This window comes from Cupriavidus sp. FW305-26, from assembly GCF_058787975.1.
The window spans coordinates 48,391-65,476 of sequence record NZ_JBYTAH010000045.1; the positions used below are offsets into that span (position 1 = coordinate 48,391).

Sequence of the window (17,086 nt, forward strand, 5' to 3'; positions counted from 1 at the left end):
GTCCGTGAGGCGTCCGGGCCAAAGCTGGCCAGGATGCCAGGCTTATCGACAGAGAAATTCGACGAGGCCGGCCAGCATGCGGTCGCAGGCTTCGATCTGCGCCAGCTCCACATACTCGTCGGCCTTATGTGCGACTTCAATGCTCCCGGGCCCGCAGATCAGCACTGGCGTTTGATTCCAGCTCTGCTGGAACAATCCACCCTCGCTGCCATAGTCCACCCTGGCGCATGGGGTGCCCGCGGGGAGCAGCGAGGCGAGCAGGCCGACAGCAGGCGAATCCTCGCGGGTGTTCAGGCTGGGATAGCTGTTCGTCATCTGGATGTCTGGCAACGGCGCCGCAGGATCCAGCGCCTCTTTTTTGACGCGCTCGGCCAGGCGTTCCAGGACGCGCTTCAGGATCTGCTCGGGTTTATCTTCCGAGACGTTGCGAATCTCGAAGCTGACTTCGCATTCGCTGGGCACGATGTTCAAGGCACGGCCGCCGTGGATGACGCCGGCGTGGACCGTGCTGTAGGGCACGCCGTAGCCCTCCTCGCGCGGGCCGCTTTGCGCCAGTTCACGCTGCACGTCTCGCAGGGATGCGACGAGGTCGCTGGCCATGTGGATGGCGTTGAAGAACCTGGGCGCCAGGCCTGAGTGGCCGGCCTGGCCGCAGCAGACCGCCCGGTAGGCAGCCTTGCCCTTGTGACCGGTGCCGATCCGCATCAGGGTCGGCTCGCCGACAATGCACAGGTAGGGTGCGGGGAGGCTGTGCTCCAGGCGGCGCAGCAGGTGGCGCACGCCAACGCAGCCGATTTCCTCATCGAAGGACAGCGCCAGCTGCAAGGGGCGCCGGAGCGGCTGCCGGGCGGCCGCCACCATGGCGGTGACGGCGCAGGCCACGAAGCCTTTCATGTCGGCTGTGCCGCGTCCGTAGATGCGGCCATCCCGGTGCGTTGCCTCAAACGGGGGTGAAGTCCAGGGCTGGCCTTCCACCGGCACCACATCGGTATGGCCGGAGAGCAGGACGCCCGGAACGCCCACCGGACCGACCGTCGCAAACAGATTGGAGCGGCTGGGGTCTTGCGGGTCGGGCGCGAGCATCGATTCGATGCCGGCTTCCGCCAGGATGTCCTGGACCTTGTGGATGAGCGCGATGTTTGGCGTCAGGGAAACCGATGCGAAAGAAATGAGCGTTTCCAGGAGAGAGACGCTTGCGGAGGAGGCTTGATTTTCCATCTCTGGCCCTTCTTGAGGGGGCATTGCCAAAACACGGCATGACCGATGCGGCTGGCGCTTCAGGACGCCGATTTCAGCGGCGCTGCTATATGGGGATCGAAGAAACTTGGAGCGCTCATTCCGGGGATGTATTGGTCGGAGATATAAGCGCGGCAGCGTTCCATGAAGATTCTCGTCAATCTTGACTGTTTCATCGGCTTGTAAGTCGCCAGGCCGAGCAGCATGGGCCGATGGGTACCGGCAAGGCGGACCCGCACCATGCGCTTTCCGTCGAGCGACTGATCGGATTTGGGGCGCACATTGAAGAGTGCGTAGCCAATGCCGTTGGCGACCATGGACCGGACCACTTCCGTGGACTGCGAACGCGCCGCGATGTTCGGCGTCACGCCGGCCTTTTCAAACAGGGAGGTGAAATAGTCCCGGCTCATCGGCATATCGAGCAGGACGTAGGGTTCGGGCGCCAGCTCTTCGAAGGAGACGACTTTCTGCTGCGCCAGCGGATGGACCTCGCTCACCAGGACATAGGGCGGCATCGTCGCCAGGCTCTCGAACTGGATGTCGTCCTCAAGGTGCAGGTCGTAGGTGATCGCCACGTCGATCTCAAGCGCATGGAGCTTGTTCATCAAGACTTCCTGATCGCCTTCGACCATCTGCAGCTCGATTTTCTTGAACGCGCGCGAAAAGCCGAAGATGACCTCGGGCGCAATCATTGCCGTGAGCGACTGGAAGCTTCCCACCCGCAAGGTGCCCTGGATGACGTCGCTCGAATCGGAGGCGATTTCATAGAGTCGGGACGACCGTCCGAGCATATCTTCGCAGTGATGCAGGACCAGCTTGCCGATGGTGGTCAGGCCAATGCCCTTGGAAGAATGGCGCACGAACAGCTGCACGCCCAGTTCGGCCTCGATATGGGCGATCGCTGCGGAGATCGAGGGAGAGGAGATATGGATTTGCGTCGACGCAGCAGCGATGCTGCCATGCTTCGCCGTTGCGACGAAATACTCCATCTGGCGCAGGGAAATGCGATTGAGCATGTCGAGATCAGGAAAAGGGGAACGATCCAGTGTACTGGAGAAGGTTTGCCCTTTCGAGTGCCGGCTGCCTGACCGGCGCTGTCACGCTTCATTCGATGCGTCGGACTGGTCACAGGTTTCCGGGAACGCCAAAGCTGGGCGCCGCGCGGGGATCGAGCGCTCGCTTGACATAGTCATTCAGTTGCGGCGCGTAAACCTGCCAGGCGGCATGGAGGGCCTCGACCGGGTCGTTTTCTACCCAGTCCAGGCGCAGATCCACGACAGGCCAGTTTTGCGCATCGTACACCAGCAGGCCTGCCGAGTGCACCGGACCTTCCTCGCCGCCGGCGGCCTGGCCGGCGAGCATGGCCTGCATCAGCCGTTCCGCGAGCGCGCCTTCGGTCTGCTCGAAGGCCGACAGCATGGCCTGGGGCACTTCACGCGTCGCCAGCATGTTGCCCGCGCATGCGGCATGGGTGCCGACCACGCTTGCCAGGGTGCCGAGCGCCTTGGCACCCGTGAAAACCACTGGCGGGTTGTGCGCGTCGATGGCCATGAGCTGGCGATACTCGATATGGGGGCGCTTCTGCAGTTCCGCGAGGGCGCGTTCCGGCGTCAGGCCGCTGGCCATCAGGTCCAGGGCGAGGGGCCCCAGATCCGGGTCGGTAATGTTCTGGCTCGCGGCTGCGCCGACCCCTTTGCGGCCGCGGATGCAGCGCGAGGCAACCGCCGGTGACGAGGACGCCACGGCGGCGCCGAACTGGCCGGTGGCCGGGCACCGTGCAATGATGGAAAAGGTCATGGCAGCTCAGTCGGGGATGACAGCGGTGGCGTCGATCTCTACCAGCCACTCGGGGCGGGCCAGGGCCGATACGACGATGCCGGTCGAGACCGGGAAGACACCCTTCAGCCAGCGGCCCACGACGCGATACACCGCCTCGCGGTAGCGAGGGTCGATGATGTAGATCGTGATCTTGCAGATGTCCTCGAGCTCGCCGCCGGCTTCCTTGAGCAGCATCGCGATATTGGCCATGGCCTGCTCCGCCTGTCCGGCGACGTCCCCGATGCACACGCTCTCCGAGGTGTCGAGGTTCTGGCCGATCTGCCCTCGCAGAAAAACGGTACGGCCTCGCGCGACAACGGCCTGGCAAAGGTCGTTGTCCAGATTCTGTTCCGGGTAGGTGACTTTGGTGTTGAAGGTGCGGATGCGGGTATGCTTCATGGTCGATTCGGATCGATTCGGCAGGTGGCGGGAGATTGGGGGCGATGCACCCGACTGCATGGTCATGTGCAGCCGCTGGCGGCGCCATTTGTATTTTCCTGCCGGCCGTTTAGGAATTTCCGAATACCACCGAACCTCACACGACCGCTAACCTGCTCCAGACGGCGGAACCATCCACAACCCCATCGGGAAATGTGAGGCACCCCTACGAAAAAGCCGACTTGGCCGCCTGGTACGACTTTCACATCATAGGCTCCGTAATTCGAAGTCATTGCGTCAACGTCGTTGCGTCAGCAACGCGTCGCTGCTTGTGATTGCATTTCCCGGTGGCACGTTCAAGCGTATTTCCAGTTCTATCAGATGTTTATCTTTTCGATTGGGGGTTAGTAAATGACGATTCGCAAGCTTTTGGCACTTTGCGCGCTCTCCGCCACGCTTGGCAGTACGGCGGCATGGGCCCAGGAAGCCTTGGTGGTGAGCACCTGGGGCGGCAGTTTCCGCGACCTCATCGATGAAAGCATCGGCAAGGAATTCACGCGGCAAACCGGCGTACCGGTCAAGTACATCACGGGCGGCACCATCGACCGCCTGAACAAGGCGAAGCTTGCCTCCAAGCCCGAGAGCGACGTTACCTTCACGACTTCCCACGTCGGCTGGCTCTACGCCAACGGCAATCTCTTTGAAAAGCTGGATACGAGCAAGATTCCGAATTACAAGCATCTTGTCGAGCGCGCCAGGATCAGCCCGTATCACATCGGCAGCTGGGCCTATGTCTATACCATCGGTTATCGCGCCGACCTGGTGCCGCCCAGCGTCAAGTTCGAGAGCTGGAACGACCTGTGGAGCCCGGCCCTGAAAGGCAAGATTGGCGTGCCTGACTTCGATCCGAGCCATGTGGTCGCGGTTTCCGCCATGCTGTCGGGTGGCGATGCGCAAAGCTGGGAAAAGGGGCAGGACAAGCTCAAGGCGCTCAAGCCCAACTTCAAGGCGTTCTATACCAATGACGCCAATGCGCAGCAGCTGATCGCCACCGGCGAAACGCCCGTGCAGGTCATCCTGTCGATCAACGCCTATCACATGATCAGCCAGGGTGTTCCCGTCAAGTTGGTCACGCCCAGGGAAGGCGCTGTGCTCGGCATCGATACCATGGCCATCACGAAGGGCTCCACCAAGGCCGATCTGGCTTACAAGTTCATGAACATCGCCTTGTCCCCGGAAGTCCAGTCGAAGATCGTGGCCTTGAAGAAGGCCAGCCCCGTCGTCGACGACGCCAGGGTTTCGCCTGAAGACGCCAAGCTGCCCGGCGTGTTCACGACGAAGGAGCAGTGGGACAAGGCCATCCTCGTGGACCACAAGCTGCGCGCCGAGAAGACTGCGGAATGGCGCAAGTGGTTCACTGAAAACGTCATGAACTGAGCCCGCTAGCAAGAGTGTGGAGGGAGGGTCGCCGCGGCCATGCACCGCGCCGATCCTCCCTCGCCGATTGAGCATCTGGAATAAGGTTTAAGAATGCGCCCCGATTCACGAGCCTGGTTGGTCTCCCCGGCAGTACTTGTCGCGCTGTGCATCGCAGTATCGTTGATTGCGGTCCTGCAGTTCAGCTTCCGGGCGTATGTGCCCGGCTCCCTGGATGTCGGCGGATTCACGTTCGCCAACTTCAGCGACCTGACCAAGTCGATTTATCTCGACGCGTTCTCCAACACCTTGTGGCTGAGCGTGGAGACGACCGTGTTTTCGCTGCTGGTTGCGTACCCGCTGGCCTATGCCCTGGTGCGCGTCAGGAGCCGGGCGCTCAAGTCCTTCATCCTCGTGGTGTCCATCACGCCCCTGTTTCTGGGGGAAATCGTGCGGACCTACTCCTGGATCGCCGTCCTGGGCAGCAATGGCTTCATCAATGGCGCGCTGCGAAAGCTCGGCCTGATCGACTGGCCACTGGAACTCATGTTCACACACCTGGGCGTGCTGGTCGCGCTGGTGCACGTGACGATTCCCGTCGTGGTCCTGATGCTTGCCACGGCAATTTCGCATATCGACCGCGACTACGAAAAAGCCGCCCAGAGCCTGGGTGCCGGCCCGGTCAGGACCTTCCTCACGGTCACGCTGCCGCTTTCGATGCCGGGTATTCTGGCTGGCATCACAACTGCGTTCGCCTGGACCTTCAGCGCCTTTGCGACGCCTCAGATGATTGGCGGAGGCCGCGTGCCGACGGTTTCGACACTGGTGTACCAGCTTGGCTTCGCTTCCATGAACTTCCCGCTGGCGGCCAGCCTGAGTGTGATGGGCTTGCTGCTGACGGCCGCAGCGCTCTTTTCCCTGGGGCTGTTCACCAAGCGACTGAAAGTCGTTGGAGGACACTAAGAAATGAGAATCAAAAGCGCTTTGCCTTTGCCGCTGCGTGTCGCGGGCCCGCTGCTCGTCGCCATCCTGCTTGCATTCGTGCTGCTGCCGGTCGTGGTGGTGACGATCGCCGCCTTCAACGAAAAGGCGATCATCACTTTCCCGCCTGAATCCTATTCGCTGACATGGTTTGCACGCGTCTTCAGTTATCCGGATTTTCGAGATGGATTCCGCGCCAGCCTGGTCATCACCGGATGGTCCTCGTTGATTGCGCTGGTGATCGGGACCTGCCTGTCGATTGCCGTCAAACGGCTGGAATTCCCCGGCAAGCAGACGCTGCTGGCCATCCTGCATTCCCCGCTCGTGGTGCCGCACTTCACGCTGGGGCTGGGCCTGCTCATCCTGGTATCACAGGCCTCCATACACCGCTCATATGGCGTCGTCATCCTGTGTCACGTGATGCTGGTGCTGCCGTTCGTGCTGAAGAGCGTCTATGTTTCCATGGAAAACCTGGACGCAAGGCTGGAACAGGCGGCAGCAAGCCTCGGTGCGTCGCCGCTGAAGGTGCTTTTCACGATTACGATTCCGCTGCTCGCGCCGGGGCTGTTTGGCGGCTGGTTGTTTGCGGCAATCATGTCGTTCAGTGAATTCACCGCATCGCTTTTCGTCACCACGCAAGACACGCAGACGCTGCCCGTTTCCATGTACAACTATGTGCGGGAGTTTGCCGATCCGACGCTGGCCGCGCTGTCAGTTGTCTATATAGCCGTGACGGCTAGCGTGCTTGCCTTTGCGAACTATTTCCTGGGCCTGGGGAAAATTCTCAATATCGAGGAAGGGCATTGACCGGCATGCGCTGCTGAAAGCCGCGCCAATGGCGGGCTGCCTCAGCGCGTGGCGGCGCCGCTGCACTCACTGCCACACAGGGGCGGCGTAGTCGGCAAAGCCCCCTTTTATGAGAACCTGTCTTGATGGCCACGTCCATGACGACGCTTCTGCTATTGCACGACGCCGCCGGCCGGATCTTCGTGGGCTAATGGATATGGTTCTGGCGCCTGCGGTGGCATTGGCCGGCTCTTCACCCAAAGCCCAAACTCCCGCATCACCTCCACAACAGGCGCAAGGCGCGCGCCATCCTCTGTCAGTTCGTACTGCACCGTAACAGGAACAGTCGGAAACGCTGTTCTCTTCACCAGGCCGACTTCCTGAAGTGCTTTCAGGTCCAGGGTGAGCATGCGCTGCGAAATGTCTGGCATCTCTCTTCGCAGTTCGTTGAAACGCTTCGGCCCTTCGAGTAAGTACGAGGCGATCAGCAGCCGCCACCGGCCGCCCAGCAGGCGCATTGCTTCCTCTACCGAACATCCCGACACAGCCGTCTTCATGGAGCCTCTCAGTCATAGGTATAAAAAATGTACCTACACCACATTTTAGTGCCTTCTTCCCTTTCTATACCATCTTCAGCATCATTCGATCCATCAGCAAGGCACGCCGCTTTGCGATGACCTTTAGGGATATGAAATGAAGCTGTACTACATTCCGGGTGCTTGCTCGCTGTCGCCCCACATCGTGTTCAATGAATTGGGGCTGGACGTAACCCTCGCGAAGGTGGACTACAAAACTCACGAAACTGAAGACGGTCGCGATTTTTTCGAACTCAGTCCTTTTGGCTACGTCCCACTCCTTGAACTCGACGACGGCACGCGGCTGTGCGAGGGGCCGGCCATTGTTCAGTATCTGGCAGATATGAAACCCGAGTCGAACTTGGCCCCGGCGAACGGGACCATCGACCGCTATCGTCTGCAGGAGTGGTTGAGCTTCCTGACTTCCGAGATCCATAAGGGCTTCATTCCGCTGCTCTATGCGAGGCTGGCGGGCAAGTACGGCGTCGAGACTGCGAAGCCGAAGTTGGAAAAGCGTTACGCCTGGCTTAACGAGAAACTCGCCGGCCGCGACTATCTGATGGGTGACACCTACACTGTCGCCGACGCCTACCTTTATTCCCTAACCCAATGGGGCCAAGCCGAGTGGCTTGAGTCGGTCTACAAGACCGACATCCACTTCGACGGCCTGGAGAACCTCAGGACCTGGTATCTCCGTATGCGGGAGCGGCCGGCCGTGCGCAAGTCCCTGGATACCGAAGGCCTCAGGTAAGGCTTCGGTTCACCTAAGAAGCCGCGTTCACGAGGCCAATGGCGGCTATGCGTTGGTAGCTGCCTAAATCAGCCGCGCCGTCTCCGCTCGCGCCCGTGCGTATTCCCCAGCCAGCACATCAACCAGCGCTGGCGCTGGTCGAACTGTGGGGCTTCGGGAATTCGTTCATCGGCTTCCTCCTGGTCGACGCGACGCTCAGTTCGGCCCGATGCCACGCGACAACACCTCGTGCGCCCATGTCACCGCCGCGCGCGCCGGCGCCTGGCCGGTCGACTCCACGCGTTGCGCCAGCCTGAGCACCCGTTCGCGGATGCCTGCCACTTCGTCGCGCAGGTCCGAGTCGTCGACACCGCCGAGGTATTCCCGGGCGCAACTCACGATGCCGCCGGCATTGATGAGGAAGTCGGGCGCATAGAAGATCCCGCGCTGGTGCAGGATGTCACCTTCGGCGAGCGAAGCGAGTTGATTGTTTGCCCCGCCGGCGATGGCCCGGAAACGGCAGCTTTCGGCCACGGCCGGGGTGATGACGGCACCCAGCGCGCAAGGCGCGAATACATCGGCGTCGACGGCCGTGATGGCTTCCGGCGATACGACGCGGGCGCCAAACTGCTGTTGCGCCTGCGTCGTGCGGCCGGCGTCGATATCGGCCACGGTCAGGGTGGCGCCCGCTTCATGGAGACGGCGGCAAAGCTCCCAGCCCACCGAACCCAGTCCCTGGACGGCCACGGACAAGCCGGCGAGCGACTTGCGGTCCAGGCGATACAGCGCCGCCGCCTCGATGCCGACGAACACGCCGTATGCCGTCCACGGCGAGGGATTGCCGCCGAAGCCGCCGTCGCGCGGCATGCCGCTGACGTAGCGGGTCTCGGCCTGAACGGCACGCATGTCGTCCACCGTCGTGCCGACATCCTCGGCCGTAATATAGCTGCCTTGCAGCGACTCGACCATGCGGCCGAAGGCGCGGAAGAGTTGCTTGCGGTCGGTCTGCGCCGGGGAACGCAGGATCACCGCCTTGCCGCCACCGAACGGCAGCCCGGCGAGGGCGTTCTTGTAGGCCATGCCCTGTGACAGGCGCAGCGCATCGGACAGCGCGTCGGCTTCGGCGGGATAGGCCCAGTACCGGCAGCCGCCGAATGCGGGGCCCAGTCTGGTGTTGTAGATGGCGATGATGGCCTGCAGGCCGGATTCCGGATCGGTGGCGAGCGTTACGCGCTCATGGGACAGGCCTTCGCCGGTGCCGAAAAGGCGGACAGCGGCCGCCGCGTGGGTACGGTCGTTCAACTTCTTCTCCATGACGTGGGGAATGCAAAGCTGTAGCTCTGCCTTCCTTGACACACCGCCTGGGTTGCAGTGCGGTGCGGCGTTGATGGGGTCTGGAGCCCCAATCCCGTTCGGCTGCGGGCGATCTTGTCGCGCCGGCGCCGGGTTGGCATCTTACCCAGTTTCTCGGTGCGGGCGGGGCTAGGGTTTTCGCTTACCCCAAGGTCGGCCTCCACATCCGCTTACCGTGTCTCGGGACTCTTACGGCTGGCACCGCGTGCTACCTGGCCACCGTGCAGCACCGCGTTGCGGCGCGCGTACAGGAAGTAGATCGACAGGCCGATCCCCAGCCAAATGAGGAAAGCGATCCAGGTCAGCGCTTGAAGGTGCGCCATCAGGAACAGGCAGAAGCCCACCGATAGCAGCGGAACCACCGGCACGCCGGGACAGCGGAAAGCTCTCGGCAGCTCCGGGCGCGTCTTGCGCAGCACCAGCACCGCGATCGAGATCAGCGTGAAGGCGGAGAGCGTGCCGATATTGATCAACTCGGCGAGCACATTGAGCGGCATGAATGCGGCGATCATCGCGAACACGATGCCGACGGTCCAGGTGGCGAAATACGGCGTTGCGACGCGCTCAAGTTCGAGAAGTCGCCGCACCCCCGCAAGCCCTACGTCCGGGCGCGCCTGGTCAGCTTCCTTGATCAGGCGGACCGGCTGTCCGCCGAGCTTGCCGCCGCCTTGCTCAATGGCAAGCAGAAAGCCATCGTATTCGTCGCGCCCGACATCGGTCGACGGCCCCGAAAGGGTGGCAAGAATGCCGACCTTCACTTCAGCACTGGCCAGCGCCGGCGCGAGCAGCGCCAGCGCGGCGGCGATTGCCACGCATTTCTGTTTCATGTCTCCTCCGTCGAATTGTTATTGCCCGTCAGGCACTCTATGTGGTGCCCGTGCGGACGCGAGCCTGAACGGCTCCCCATGTCAGGCGGCGAACGCCGCCCGTGGTATTGCCCTATTGCAACGATGTCTCCAGTTCGCCCAGTCCATCAATCCAGACGCGGATACTGTCGCCGCGCTTCAGGAAGACTCCCGATTCCATGCCAACGCCGGCAGGCGTCCCGGTGAGCAGCACATCGCCCGGATACAACGTGAGCCGCTCGCTCAAGTAGGCGATCTGCTCGGCAACCGTGTAAAGGTGATTGGACGTATTCGAGTTCTGCTTGAGCTCGTCATTGACCCAAAGCTTGATATCCAGCGCTTCAGGGGACGCCACGAAAGCCGCGGGAGTCAGGTAAGGACCGAGGGGACAGGAGCCTTCAAAGCACTTGTAGCCGATCCAGTCAAAGCGGAACGGCGAGCTTGCATCGACCTGCTCGCGACGCAGGTTGTCGCGTGCCGACAGGTCGTTGGCAATGGTGTATCCCGCTACACAGTCGAGCGCGTCGCCCGGCGAGATGTTGCGGCATGCCTTGCCGATCACCACCGCAAGTTCAGCCTCCCAGTCGAGCATTCGCGTGTGCGAGGGATAAGGCAGCGCCTGGCGGTGGGCGGACAGTGTCCCCCGGCCGGCCTTGATGAAGTGCCACGGCGATACGCCATCGGCCTTCGGATCTGTCGTCAGGTCCATATTGAAGGCCTTTGCCATGGCCACGACATGGTCGCGGTAGTTCGCCCCTGCCCCCATAGATGACACCGGGCTGGCTCAGCGGCGGCAGGAAGCGGATCTGTGCGGGCTCCATCGTCTCGGCGGCCAGCGGCAGCTGCGCAATGAAGCGCGCAATGCGTAGCTGCGCGGCGGGCCAGTCCTGCAACAGGCCGTCAACGGTGCCTGCGGCGAATTGCACATGCCGGCTGTCCGCGTGCACGCCGACGTTGATCGTGCCATCGCGGCCTTCGTAGTTGAACAGTTGATATTTCATTTCACCTCACTGGTTGGGGGGATTCTGGCGCTTACGTGTCCGCCAAACCAGCCGTCCTGGATGTCAATGTATAAACTGGCGTAATGCCCGGCCAGAACGCGACCGGCACCGATGCGGCAGGCGCAAACGGCTCGACCGGGGCATGACGGCCGCCACTTCCTGCTGGACATGGCAATGAGCGTGGCCGCGCGCGCCAAGATTCGCAATGCACTAGCGAGGGGCTCGAAATTGACGGGGCTCCCGCCCGGCGAAAGCCGTAGGTGACCTCACTCGCACGGCTGGAGCGTGGCCTACGCGGACGTTCAGTCAGATGCTGGAAACCATCCGAGATGGGCTCGATCAGTCGACAGCACTGAACTGCGCAGATGTCGCATCTCATGCCTTCAACGGACATTCAACAGCCATGTTTGGGGGTCGGAGAAGGGTCGGTCGGCGACCGTCTGCGGCACAGTTTTCGAGGCACGCGTTGCAGCCCGACTGACGGAGACATCAGCGAAGATCTGCAGCGCGCGCAAACTGATTCTACCTTCGTTCGAAAGGAGATGATCATGGAGACGTCGAATTCACCCGTGACGCCGCGTGCGCCATTGAATAAGGGTAAGGTCACCGGACAAAAGCCGCCGCTGAAGCTCTGCGAGATCTGGGCGATTCGTACAAGGCTACAGATGTCGTCGAATCTTCGTGAGCTCGCACTGTTCAATCTTGCGATCGATAGCAAGCTTCGAGCGTGTGATCTCACAAGGCTATGCGTACGAGACGTTTGTCAGGGCACCCGCGTTAGTATCCGCGCGATGGTGATCCAGCAAAAGACGCATAGACCGGTTCAGTTCGAGATTACGGAGCAGACCCGCTCAAGTCTTGAGGCATGGATCGCCCATCGCGGATTGCGCTCGTCGGATGCTCTGTTTCCGAGTCGGATTCACGCCTCGGCCCACCTGTCCACACGTCAGTACGCCAGGCTCGTACATCGCTGGATCGAGTCCATCGGCTTAGATGACACGGCGTACGGCACCCACACCATGGGGCGGACCAAGGCCGTCGCTCATCTACCGTAGAACCAAGAACCTTCGCGCAGTGCAATTGCTGCTGGGCCACACGAAGCCGGAGAGCACGGTTCGCCACCTCGGTATCGAAGTCGACGACGCGCTTGAGATGGCAGAGCAGACCGAAGTGTGACAAACCTCTGGCCGGCGAGGGGGCGCTTGCCGGCCAGCTTCTGCCGCTCAATCCTCATGCATCCACTGGCCGAAGTTCCGTCAAAGCGGACAACCGCCGAAGATAGGCGAAGAGCTCTCTGGCCCAGTCCTGCTTGCCTCAAACATTGAGGTTTCTCCTACGGCGAAATTTTCGTAGGAGAGTGTCTGACAACAACAACGCTTCTGGCATCCTCGGGGTGCTCGGCGCGCAGGTTCCACAGTACCCTCAAGAGAGCCTCCTCACATCGGGGCAGAGGTAGTACTGTGGCTTTCAAGCGAGCTTGCCTGGCGCAATGGCGACAATCAGTGGAGCGTCATGGAACGAACTCAGGATGCCTGACGCCCGATCGCGATCACGCTCGGCCATCCGTCTGCAACTTCAATGCGCGGAAGGACGCCCGAAGCAATGCTCCGCCTAACCGCAACCTTCAGCTTGGCAACATCCCAACGTCCCTGCTCGATGGCGCCTAGAGCATCGCCAGTGACTGCGAATCGCCCACCACAGGCAGCACAGCGATAGATGCGGCTACCACGCCCGCGATCTCGTTGGTCGACCCAGCGTCGCGCAAGAACGGCGCATAGTAAGCAAGGGACGGCTTCGGTCGTACTCATAGTCTGCCCCCCGGTCGATTGCCCAACCCGCCAGATCGCGGGCCTAGAGAGTTGCCGCATATTCCCCACAGCATTCGGAATGCGCCACTGCAAGAGCGTGCCTTGTGGAATGCACGCCTCATTCCCCACCTTGATGGCCAGTGCACAGAGTGGGAAGGCATGCCAGCATGCGCAATACCCCGGAGGCGAGCCACCCCTAATATGCTTCTGTTCGCAGTCGCCATGCGCTCCAGAGTTCAGGGGGCAGCATCAGGAACGACAGGATAGAAATAGCCAATCCTGTGGGCGCCTCGTGATGTCCCCGCAGTCGCCAGCGGCATTGCCTTAAGTTTCATTTAAGAAACGTGCCCTGACGAGGTAGAACTGTTTGCGACACAACAGAACCATTTCACGCGACGACTCAGCATGTCGTTATCCCCGCTTTGGGGGTAATCCCGGCAACGAGCCCCTTTCCAATCCCGCCGTACAGAGTCATCCTTATGGCCAATGCCGCGCGCTAGTTCCATTGTGTAGCTTCTTCGTACAACCCGCCGATGAGTGCCGGGGCAAGTGAATAACGAGATCAAAGCTCTGACTGAGCGTTGAGGCATATGGCCTCTTGGGGCGAGTCTCCACATTCAGAGCCACGCACCGGCGAGCTGTACCTTTCATTCACCCGGGTATCTCTTGGCCGAACTCTTCCTTGGTCATTTGCATTGTTGTCATGGCATCGACAGGTTCCAAAATGCTGTGACGGCTTTTGGCCTCTAGCCTCTGTCGATGCGGAACGCCTCGCTCGCGTCTGCGCGGTTCCCGCCCAAGGGACTTAGCGCGCTCAGGCGCGTTCAGGATAATTCGCTGGGCCCAGGCCGCCGCTAGCGCTGTCGCTGCTTTACTCGTGGAGCGATAGCGGCCAATGTGGTGGCATTCCACCGCTTCCGATTCGGCACACTAACTCTGCACGCCATCCTGCGCGAGGATCCGGCAATATTGGGAGGCCCAGTGACTGGGGCGCCTAAGGGGACGGCTCCTCCATTCTGGTCGCCACCATCAAACGGACAACAGGCGCACTAGGCTGTTTGCATGATGGGCTCTGGCGCTCTGGTGCGCTACGCTGGCAGTACAGATCACACCACTGAAGCCGGGGGGACTATCATGGGTGAGCGGTATCCACGCGAGCGACACGCGGCGGCTGGCCTTGCGCTGTGCGAGGCGCCGGCACAAGACATAGAAGTTGCATCAGTGCCATCGCGGCAGACACAGCAACCCAGGAGGACATCCGCCGCGCATTCCGGCACTTCCGACCTGTATTTCATTACTGGCCGCCGGGAGCCGCCTGCCGCAATGAGACAGCTGACGGGAGCGGACGATCCGATGCTGGGTTGCCTGCTATTGCTGAACCGGGCCTTGCAACGGCCTGTACCGTCCGCTGTACTACTCGAAGGGCTGCCGCTGGAAGGACAGGGCCTGACGTTTCCGCTCCTCTGCGCCGCGGCGACACGCGCCGGCTTGTCGACCCGGCTGGTAGAGCGGGAGCTTGACGATATCGCGGACACCTCGTTGCCGGTCATCCTGTTGCTGGGCAAGAACCGACCGTGCGTTCTGCTTCAGCGCTGCGAACACGGGCGGTCTTTGGTCGCCTTGCCAGGTTGGGACGGCGGGGTGCAGGAAGTTAGTCGCGAGGACTTGCTGTCCCAGCACAGGGGGCACGCTATTTTCGCACTGCCCGGATTACGGCCTGAAGTGTCGACAGAAATCGTCCAGCCGTGCCCGTCGCCGGGTGCCGTTCTGCGGCAGTCATGGTTGCGCCATTGCGAGCGGCTGCTTGCCTCGTCGCTCAGCGCACTATGCCGGCGCCGCAGGCACCCGGCTGAAGATGTGGTCCGCGACGGTGGCTAGAAGCCGGGCGCTTCGATGCATTCTAGCCTGCTGGAGCCAGCCAACCCGGCGTGGCGCACAACACTGGCGCGCTGCCACCATGACTGCCACCACACGCCCGGCTGGTACGCCGCTGCGCAGTGCATCGACCACGGCAGCGCCGCTGCCGTCCGCGTTACTGACGGCACTCATATACTGCTGGTTCCCTTGGTGCGCCGCGCGATTTCCCGCGGCACCTGGGACGCAACCACGGCCTATGGCTACGGTGGCCCGGTACTGAGCGCCGGGGCACCGGCGCAATTTGCCGACGAAGCACTGGCCACTGCCACGGCTCTGCTGCGCGAGCGTGGTTGTATCTCCTGGTTTATCCGCCTGCATCCGCTGCTCAATGCAGGCTGGGACAGCCCTCTGGGACGCGTGGTCAACCATGGCACGACCGTTTCGATCGACCTGTCCAAAAGCGCAGATCGACTGTGGCAGGAAACGCAGAAGCGCCACAAGGAAGGCATTAGCCGCGCTCGGCGCGCGGGCGTTACTGCGCGGCTGGACCGGGACTTCGCCACGCTGCCGCGCTTCATCGAGCTGTACAACTGGACCATGAGACGGTTGGGTGCCGCGCCTTACTACTTCTTCCACGCGACGCACTACCAGATGCTGGTACGTGCGCTCGGCGGCGATCTGCTGCTGTTCGTAGCCGAACAGGCCGACACGGTGATCGGCGGGGCTTTGGTCACCGTAGCCCGCGGCACCGGCATCATGCAGTATCACTTGGCCGGATGGGACCGGGCGTATCACCATTACCAGCCCACCAAGACGGTTATCCACTCCGCACGCGAGTGGGGCCGCGTCAACGGCCTGCGCTACCTTCACTTAGGCGGCGGCCTGGGCGGCTCGGCCAGCGACTCGCTGCACGAATTCAAACGGGGCTTTTCGCCCGACACGCATGTGTATCGGACCCAGCGCCTGGTGGTCGATCCCGACCGCTATGTGGAGTTGTGCGGCGGTGACGAATCAACGCTGGAGGATCTGGACAGCTACTTCCCCGCCTACCGCGGCCCGGGGGCGCGTCTCGGCCGCCGCGCCGCACCGGTACAGGCCGGGCGCTCCTAGATGTTGCGCGTCGCCTTGGCTGGCACATATAACCGACCTAAAAAAGCGAGGCCGGGAATGCTCGTGTGGGCAGGCTCCTCCCGGCCTCACAAGACATTGCTCGGACTTGCCACACTTGGTAGCCATGTGCCCCCGCGCGCTACTGGCTTGACGCAGCGCGTAGCTGCGCTGTCGCTTCCCGCGCTGCGTTCGCCGCCGGGGGCTGCGACGTCCAACGGTTGGAGGCCGCTGGCCAATTGAAACGGAAAGCGTCGGACGTGAAACGTTCGAAACGCAAGATGAAGCTCTCGCCGCCGGAACCGAACGCGCCAAGGAGAAGCAGGTCGAGTTGCTGGTCCATGCCCTCGACGGGAAGGTCCTTGAGCGCAACTCCTTCGGCAACGGGCCACGCAACGTCAAGGGTGAGGTTTTCCGTCGCCCTGACCGGCGGCGGCTGGCTGCGTGTTACGTTGTTCCCACTTCCGCCGTTCCGCGGCTCTCCTCACCGAAGCGGATTCCCAGTTCCACCTGCTCATGGATGACGGAAACCTGACAAAGAGGGCCGAGATGCCAAGTTGCTACGGCAAGGCAGCGTAAAAAAAAGGGCATTTGCCGATGCCGCTGCAAAGGGATATTGGGTGGCCGCGGCGCACATCTCTTTTCCTAGTCTGGGGCATATCCATCGTGATGGGAAAGCATATAGCTGGGTACCCACCAACTACGGCAGCGGTCTCTAACTCAAGAGGTGTGTCCAAAACAGATTTTTTCTTTCCACGAATATAGAAAAGGAGGCTTCAAAGGGAGCCTCTTTTTTCGATCAGGAAGGACTTGATGTAGAAATAGCGGAGCAAACTGACGTGTGACAACCTGACAGCCGGCGAGCGGTCGCTTGCCGGCCAAGAACCGTCATTCCATGGACGACATACGAACGATCGAGATGGGTCGAAGAGCGTCCGTTTTCACCGCCACGCCCAGGCATGCGTTAGCGCCTGCCCGCGGAAAATGAACCGCCGCCCTGTACCCTAAGTACGAACAGCGTCGAACTGCGGCAGGGATGACGTTGCCAGTAGCAGTCCAGCCTGCACCTGATCAGACTCCGGCGCCAGGGGCAACTTGAATGGCCGGGCGCATGGAGGTGTGGGGTTACCCCGTTTTCTCGGACAGATCTGCATTGGATTTTATGTCTATGGGTTTTCTCCTTGTGATGGGGCGG

14 protein-coding genes and 3 pseudogenes are annotated in these 17,086 nt (G+C 61.7%); 8 read left to right on the plus strand and 9 right to left on the minus strand.

Translation table 11 applies throughout. From position 1 onward, the window contains the following. Positions 1–42 precede the first annotated feature (42 nt). The 4 genes from argE to AC3WQZ_RS22745 form a co-directional block, all read right to left on the minus strand. Positions 43–1,218, minus strand: a complete 1,176-nt coding sequence (gene argE, locus AC3WQZ_RS22730) for an acetylornithine deacetylase (RefSeq protein WP_439672415.1) — start codon at positions 1,216–1,218, stop codon at positions 43–45. Between the two features lie 59 nt (positions 1,219–1,277). Next, a complete protein-coding gene (locus AC3WQZ_RS22735) occupies positions 1,278–2,252 on the minus strand; it encodes a LysR family transcriptional regulator (RefSeq protein ID WP_010812546.1) in 975 nt (324 codons plus the stop codon). Between the two features lie 109 nt (positions 2,253–2,361). Next, positions 2,362–3,033: a DUF1028 domain-containing protein gene (locus AC3WQZ_RS22740; protein ID WP_492301311.1), complete on the minus strand. Its 672-nt coding sequence runs from the start codon at positions 3,031–3,033 to the stop codon at positions 2,362–2,364. A gap of 6 nt (positions 3,034–3,039) precedes the next feature. Next, a complete protein-coding gene (locus AC3WQZ_RS22745) occupies positions 3,040–3,453 on the minus strand; it encodes a RidA family protein (protein ID WP_010812548.1) in 414 nt (137 codons plus the stop codon). A gap of 390 nt (positions 3,454–3,843) precedes the next feature. Between AC3WQZ_RS22745 and AC3WQZ_RS22750 the strand changes: the two genes are divergently transcribed. The 3 genes from AC3WQZ_RS22750 to AC3WQZ_RS22760 all read left to right on the plus strand — a co-directional run bounded on the left by AC3WQZ_RS22750 (position 3,844) and on the right by AC3WQZ_RS22760 (position 6,636). Continuing rightward, positions 3,844–4,869, plus strand: coding sequence for an ABC transporter substrate-binding protein (locus tag AC3WQZ_RS22750; RefSeq protein ID WP_037025618.1), 1,026 nt, complete (start codon positions 3,844–3,846; stop codon positions 4,867–4,869). Positions 4,870–4,962: 93 nt separating this feature from the next. Next, positions 4,963–5,811, plus strand: a complete 849-nt coding sequence (locus AC3WQZ_RS22755) for an ABC transporter permease (RefSeq protein ID WP_011616607.1) — start codon at positions 4,963–4,965, stop codon at positions 5,809–5,811. A gap of 3 nt (positions 5,812–5,814) precedes the next feature. Beyond that, a complete protein-coding gene (locus AC3WQZ_RS22760; protein WP_011616606.1) occupies positions 5,815–6,636 on the plus strand; it encodes an ABC transporter permease in 822 nt (273 codons plus the stop codon). 152 nt (positions 6,637–6,788) lie between these two features. Here AC3WQZ_RS22760 and AC3WQZ_RS22765 read toward each other — a convergent pair whose 3' ends face one another. Next, positions 6,789–7,172, minus strand: coding sequence for a winged helix-turn-helix transcriptional regulator (locus tag AC3WQZ_RS22765; protein ID WP_439672413.1), 384 nt, complete (start codon positions 7,170–7,172; stop codon positions 6,789–6,791). A gap of 136 nt (positions 7,173–7,308) precedes the next feature. Here AC3WQZ_RS22765 and gstA point away from each other — a divergent pair, with 136 nt between their 5' ends. Then, entirely contained in the window at positions 7,309–7,941 is a 633-nt protein-coding gene (gene gstA / locus AC3WQZ_RS22770; RefSeq protein ID WP_011616604.1) for a glutathione transferase GstA, read from the plus strand. A gap of 195 nt (positions 7,942–8,136) precedes the next feature. Here gstA and AC3WQZ_RS22775 read toward each other — a convergent pair whose 3' ends face one another. The 4 genes and pseudogenes from AC3WQZ_RS22775 to AC3WQZ_RS22790 all read right to left on the minus strand — a co-directional run bounded on the left by AC3WQZ_RS22775 (position 8,137) and on the right by AC3WQZ_RS22790 (position 10,845). Further along, a complete protein-coding gene (locus tag AC3WQZ_RS22775) occupies positions 8,137–9,234 on the minus strand; it encodes a Leu/Phe/Val dehydrogenase (protein WP_492301313.1) in 1,098 nt (365 codons plus the stop codon). A gap of 209 nt (positions 9,235–9,443) precedes the next feature. Then, positions 9,444–9,830: pseudogene (locus AC3WQZ_RS22780) on the minus strand (amino acid permease); the annotation flags it as partial. Between the two features lie 9 nt (positions 9,831–9,839). Then, positions 9,840–10,100 (minus strand): annotated as a pseudogene (locus tag AC3WQZ_RS22785) (ABC transporter substrate-binding protein); the annotation flags it as partial. Between the two features lie 112 nt (positions 10,101–10,212). Beyond that, a complete protein-coding gene (locus AC3WQZ_RS22790) occupies positions 10,213–10,845 on the minus strand; it encodes a fumarylacetoacetate hydrolase family protein (RefSeq protein ID WP_492301315.1) in 633 nt (210 codons plus the stop codon). Between the two features lie 822 nt (positions 10,846–11,667). Between AC3WQZ_RS22790 and AC3WQZ_RS22795 the strand changes: the two are divergent. From AC3WQZ_RS22795 to AC3WQZ_RS22810, 4 genes and pseudogenes are all read left to right on the plus strand, one after another. After that, positions 11,668–12,295: pseudogene (locus tag AC3WQZ_RS22795) on the plus strand (tyrosine-type recombinase/integrase). Between the two features lie 1,955 nt (positions 12,296–14,250). Then, positions 14,251–14,805 carry a cysteine peptidase family C39 domain-containing protein gene (locus AC3WQZ_RS22800; RefSeq protein ID WP_492301316.1) on the plus strand — a complete coding sequence of 185 codons (555 nt, stop codon included), beginning with the start codon at positions 14,251–14,253 and terminating at the stop codon, positions 14,803–14,805. A gap of 15 nt (positions 14,806–14,820) precedes the next feature. Further along, positions 14,821–15,894 carry a GNAT family N-acetyltransferase gene (locus AC3WQZ_RS22805; RefSeq protein ID WP_011616598.1) on the plus strand — a complete coding sequence of 358 codons (1,074 nt, stop codon included), beginning with the start codon at positions 14,821–14,823 and terminating at the stop codon, positions 15,892–15,894. 202 nt (positions 15,895–16,096) lie between these two features. After that, positions 16,097–16,426, plus strand: coding sequence for a DUF2188 domain-containing protein (locus tag AC3WQZ_RS22810; protein WP_492301318.1), 330 nt, complete (start codon positions 16,097–16,099; stop codon positions 16,424–16,426). The last annotated feature ends 660 nt before the right edge of the window (positions 16,427–17,086 follow it).